5 protein-coding genes are annotated in these 5,464 nt (G+C 48.6%); 4 read left to right on the top strand and 1 reads right to left on the bottom strand.

Annotated elements, in window-relative coordinates; all coding sequences use genetic code 11:
- Positions 1-964: 964 nt before the first annotated feature.
- Complete coding sequence (locus WIH05_RS00345; RefSeq protein WP_022273868.1) at positions 965-1,732, top strand: helix-turn-helix transcriptional regulator; 768 nt, start codon at positions 965-967, stop codon at positions 1,730-1,732.
- Between the two features lie 75 nt (positions 1,733-1,807).
- Here WIH05_RS00345 and guaA read toward each other — a convergent pair whose 3' ends face one another.
- Positions 1,808-3,100: a glutamine-hydrolyzing GMP synthase gene (gene guaA / locus WIH05_RS00340; RefSeq protein WP_022273867.1), complete on the bottom strand. Its 1,293-nt coding sequence runs from the start codon at positions 3,098-3,100 to the stop codon at positions 1,808-1,810.
- Positions 3,101-3,245: 145 nt separating this feature from the next.
- Here guaA and WIH05_RS00335 point away from each other — a divergent pair, with 145 nt between their 5' ends.
- The 3 genes from WIH05_RS00335 to WIH05_RS00325 form a co-directional block, all read left to right on the top strand.
- The gene (locus tag WIH05_RS00335; RefSeq protein ID WP_215654660.1) at positions 3,246-3,407 is read left to right on the top strand and encodes a hypothetical protein; all 162 of its coding nucleotides are present in this window, start codon (positions 3,246-3,248) and stop codon (positions 3,405-3,407) included.
- A 187-nt stretch (positions 3,408-3,594) separates the two neighbouring features.
- Positions 3,595-4,995 (top strand): magnesium transporter, encoded by a 1,401-nt coding sequence (gene mgtE / locus WIH05_RS00330; RefSeq protein WP_022273866.1) that lies wholly within the window; start codon positions 3,595-3,597, stop codon positions 4,993-4,995.
- A 208-nt stretch (positions 4,996-5,203) separates the two neighbouring features.
- Positions 5,204-5,464, top strand: a 261-nt coding sequence (locus WIH05_RS00325; RefSeq protein WP_337424804.1) for a YitT family protein, incomplete at its 3' end; no start/stop codon positions are given.

Genomic DNA, 5,464 nt, shown 5'->3' with positions numbered 1-5,464 from the left:
TTATTTTTCCGTTTTTTCTTATAGTGGTATCTTACATGCATTTATATTTTTTGTAAATTATGAATATTTTATAAATTATTTAGATTTTATTTGTTAATTTTTCATAATTTTCATTTTTTATTCTCAAATAATACTTTTTAGTCGTTTTTCTGTCTTTTCAGTTTTACTTTTTCCGTTTAAAGCAGATAATTATTCTTCCCCAGCTTGATCATTCCGCCCGGATTCGTCTTCATTTTTAGGTATAACCATATTTTACCGCATACCCATTACACATCTGATGTTCCATACAAAAGCCCCTGCCCTAACCCCTGGAGCAGATCAGACATTTAAAATCATTTCACTCTTCTCTTCCACAAATGTTCGTTCCCATCTCCTATTTTCACATTTTCCGACAATCTTTGAAAACTCTCCGGCATATATATTTTACCAGAGCTGCAGTTATCCAGCTCCGCCACTTTCCCAAAATAAAAAAGGCTGCAGCCCGTACAGCCTCCATAATCGGTCTATGCCCCTCTTTCTATATTAAAAAGAAATAAACCATCCTATCATTTTCTCCCATTGGGTCAACCAGTTTTCACCCTCTGCCTCCACATACTGTTTTCCCACGCAAAAATCCTCGCTGCTCTTTCCCTCCGATTCCGGTTCCAAACGGGTATGAACGTGCCCTGAGTAAAACCCTCATTGTATATTTATACATATTTTGTTTTTCCTCTCCCTTTACACATAATCTTCAAACTGTTCTGTGGGCTTTTTACACATGTACCATCCGTCTCTTTCCACCTTCCGCTGACTGATTCCTTCGCAGTATAAATTCTCCTTTTACATTTGCTCCATAACAGCCATGAAACTGTTCCTCTGAAATCCACTGCGATCTCTTCATCAGGCAAAAAAGCGGTTGACAGGGTTTTTTCATTATGACATAATGACTATATAACGACTAGTCATTGAGTAAGAAGGAATGATTATGACACAGAAAACGATCCAGGGAAATGCAGATCTGGCTAAACAGATCCGGCTCAGGCGCAGCGAGCTGGGACTGACCATTGAGGAAGCCGCCTCCCGAGCGGGAGTAGGGACAAAGACCTGGTGCCGGTATGAGGCAGGAGAATCCATCCGCAGCGATAAATGCAAAGGCGTCTGTAAAGCACTGAACTGGCTCAGCCTCCCAGGCCAGGAAGCCGGAACGCCCACAGAGTTCTCCCTTGAAGAATATAAGGACCATGAAGCGTGGTCCAGGTTTCTGGAGGATGAATTCGGGACCCGGGCTGCCCTTTCCTTTGCCATAGGCAGCGATCTGCTCCTTGACCATCTCCAGGAGGATATGGATGAGCTTGCAGCTATGCCGGCCGGGTCCCATATCGGACAGCTGGAGATCTCTTTTATAGACGGATTCCTGCCCCGGCAGTTTCTTATGCATTATACCTATGAGTTCCTTTACCGCATGAAATGCAGCTTATACAGCATGCGGACCCGCGCCCAAAGCGGCCTTCCTCTGAGAGCACACAGTGTGGCCGAAGAGCTGCTGGTCACTTTCTGCGAGCAGGAGGCATCGGCCCTGATCGAGCTCAGTGGAAAATTCTATGAGATCGGAGACGAAACCTCCGGGGACTGGATCTTCGACCTGTTCGGGGATTCTGACCTCCTCCAGTTCCTGTATTCCGGGATGTACCTGGAGCCGGACCATCCGTATCACCTGTCCCACTGGTATGAGCCGCAGTTTTATATGGAATAAGTCTGTGTAGGGGGTTTTTATATGAAAGGAGCCGGGAAGCCCGCTGTTTCATGGGGCTTCCCGGCTCTTTTCTTTTTATTCAAATTCGATCGTCGCCACCGGCTTCTTCGTGATCTCGTATACCACCCGGTTGATGCTGGTCACCTCCGCAGTGATCCGGTCTGCGATCCGCTCCAACAGATCGTAGTCGATCCGCTCGATGGTCGCCGTCATGGCGTCGATGGTATTGACCGCACGGATCACGGCCATATAGCCCATGCTTCTGGCGTTATCCCTCACACCGACTGCCTTGAAATCCGGGATCGCTACAAAGTACTGCCACACAGTCTTATCCAAACCAGACTTGGCAAATTCGTCGCGGAGGATCGCGTCAGCCTCACGGAGCGCCTCCAGACGGTCACGGGTGATCGCTCCAAGGCAGCGGACGCCAAGTCCCGGACCCGGGAACGGCTGACGGTATACCATTTCTGCCGGAAGGCCCAGCTCGATACCGCAGGCGCGTACCTCATCCTTAAACAGCTGCTTTAATGGCTCTACCAGCTCAAACTGCAGATCCTCTGGAAGGCCGCCCACATTGTGGTGGGATTTCACACATTTGGCAGTTTTTGTACCGGACTCGATGATATCCGGGTAAATGGTGCCCTGGCCCAGGAAATCGATCCCCTCCAGCTTTCTTGCCTCTTCCTCAAACACACGGATGAATTCTCCGCCGATGATCTTACGCTTTTCCTCCGGATCTGCAACGCCGTCCAGTTTTCCAAGGAACCGCTCTGTCGCGTCCACATAGATCAGATTTGCGTGCAGCTCGTCTCGGAATACCTTTACCACGCCCTCAGACTCGTTCTTACGCATTAAGCCATGATTTACATGGACGCACACCAGCTGCTGCCCGATGGCCTTGATCAGCATAGCTGCAACCACAGAGGAATCCACGCCGCCGGAAAGCGCCAGGAGGACCTTTTTATCTCCCACCTGCTTACGGATCAGCTCCACCTGGTCCTCAATGAAATTCTTCATATTCCAGTTGGCCTCTGCCTTACATGTCTCAAAAAGGAAGATCTTCATGGCCGCATCGTCCGGAAGCTCCTGGTACTGTGCCTCACATTTTGACTGGGGATAATCAATGGAGAGCATCGGATAGCCCAGTCCATATAATTCGTCCCGGACCTGTACCTCCTGTCCGTCCACCACACGGTTCTCACCGCCATTTAAAATAATACCCTTTACATTATCCAGAGCCTGAAGCTCCTCCACCGTAATATCATGGGGATGGATCTCGCTGTATACGCCTAGGTCCCTGATCTGACGGGCAATCACTGTATTCTCTGTGCTTCCAAGATCCAGAATTACTATCATATCCTGCTTCATGCTGATTCTCCTTTTAATTATGTTAGATTAAGCGTTATCTACATTATACCTGTTCCAGAGAAAAAATCCATCAAAATTTTTTATTTTTCGAGTTCATGGGCCTCCATTCCCTCTTCCATTCATCTCCCGGTATCAGAAAAAGGTTGTGATTCCCAGAAAAATGCGCTATAATGAACGGGCCATTGAGATCTGGCAGAAAAATCATTTAAAGAGAGGTGAGATCATGGACAGTAGTGGTAGTCGAAGTACGGATATGGTATTCCAGCAGTTACAAAATGCAGGCGCGATCCGGCTGTCTGTGGTCTGATCTGGCTTTATCTGCATATATACAAGTGGATACCATTGTCCGTTCCAGTACAGCACTACATAAGCAGATGCGAATGCAGGGATCCTGTCTGTAACCGGCAATGGTTTTTTTATGCCCTTTTTTCCTTGCAAACAGGGCTCCTGTGTCCGCCTTTGCTTTCAACTGACTTGTAAAGGAGGACAATAAAATGGCAGGAAACACAACCGTAAACACAGCGCCTGCAGGATACAGCGCTGAGATCGCAGAACTGATCCGCAGCAGCCTGACTCCCCGGAGAATGCAGGAAAAGCTGTCTTCTTATCATGAAAACGATGTCGCATCCGCTCTGGAGCTTCTGACCCAGGCGGAACGGGCAAAATTATACCAGATCCTGGATTCAGAAACCCTGGCAGGGATCCTGGAATATTCCGATCATCTTACAGAATATGTACAGGAGCTGAGCGTCCGGAAAAAGGTCGATGTATTTTCCCAGATGGAGCCATCCGACGTGGTGGAGGTGCTGCGCCAGTTAGAAAAGGGCGAGCGGGAGACCCTGGTGGATCTGCTGGACCCCCAGGTCCGCTCCGATGTGAAATTGCTGAGTTCCTTCGACGAGGACGAGATCGGCAGCGTCATGTCCACCAACTACATCTCCGTCCCGGACCATGCATCGGTCAAAGAGGCCATGTCGGAGCTCGTCCGCCAGGCTGCCGAAAACGACAACATCAGCACCATTTATGTGGTGGACCAGAGGGAGACCTTTTATGGCGCCATTGACCTAAAGGACCTGATCATTGCCCGGGAGGGGACCGATCTGAAGGAGGTCATGACCTGCTCCTATCCATACGTTTACGCGCGGTCGCCCATTGAGGACTGTATCCCGCAGTTAAGAGATTATTCCGAAGACTCCATCCCCGTGCTGGACAACGAAAACCGGCTCATCGGCGTCATCACGGCCCGCGATCTGGTTGAGGTCGTAGGGGATGAGCTCAATGAAGACTACGCAAAGCTGGCAGGTCTTTCCGCTGAGGAGGATCTGGAGGAACCGATCTTCCGCAGTGTGAAAAAGCGGCTTCCATGGCTTTTCGTCCTGCTTGTCATGGGCCTCGGCGTATCCGCAACCGTCGGGCTCTTTGAATCCATCGTGGCCCAGCTCCCAGTCATCATGAGCTTTCAGTCGCTGATCCTGGATATGGCAGGCAACGTAGGCACCCAATCCCTGGCCGTTGCCATCCGTGTTCTCATGGACAAACAGACCTCCGGAAAGCAGAAGCTGACACTGATCCTGAAGGAATCCCGCGTCGGCCTGACCAACGGCTTTATTCTCGGCATATCCTCCTTCCTTGTGATCGGCGGATATCTGGTTTTAAAAGGGAACGGGCTGTCCTTTGCTTTTGCAGTTTCCGGATGCCTCGGCGCAGCCATGATACTGGCCATGCTGATCTCTTCTTTATTCGGCACAGTTATTCCGATCTTCTTCCAGAAGATCGGGGTGGATCCGGCTGTGGCATCCGGTCCGCTGATCACAACCGTAAACGATCTGGTCGCCGTAATCACCTATTATGGACTGTCCTGGGTCATTCTGATCAATCTGCTGCATTTGGCGTAAAGAATAGGAAGAAATATAAGAACGCCGGTATGGGGAAGGGTAACCATACCGGCGGTTTTTATTTTGTTATCGGAATTCGCTGGTCTTTATAAAAACACTTGACAAAGCCAGTATATTAGTGTTAGTCTAGTGGCCGAAGAGCGAAAGCGCATTATATTTTATATAATACGCCTTCGCTCTTTTTTTATGAAATGGAGGTATTAAAGTTATGAAAACACAGTTTTCTATGCAAAAGGCAAAAGCATTTGCAACGCAATTACTCTGGGAATTTATAGGAAGTGTCTTTATTGCAGCTGGAATTTATAATTTCGCTGTGCAGGCAAAATTTCCAATGACCGGATTTTCAGGTATTTCTATCATATTATATCGGTTGCTGAATATTCCGATCGGACTTTCAACCATTGTACTGAACATCCCGCTGGCTATTGTCTGCTATCGGCTTCTCGGGAAAAAGTTCTTCATCAGCTCT

Source organism: Alitiscatomonas sp., from assembly GCF_037242085.1.
GTDB lineage: Bacteria > Bacillota > Clostridia > Lachnospirales > Lachnospiraceae > Alitiscatomonas > Alitiscatomonas aceti.
This window is presented reverse-complemented; position numbering and strand designations above follow the sequence as displayed.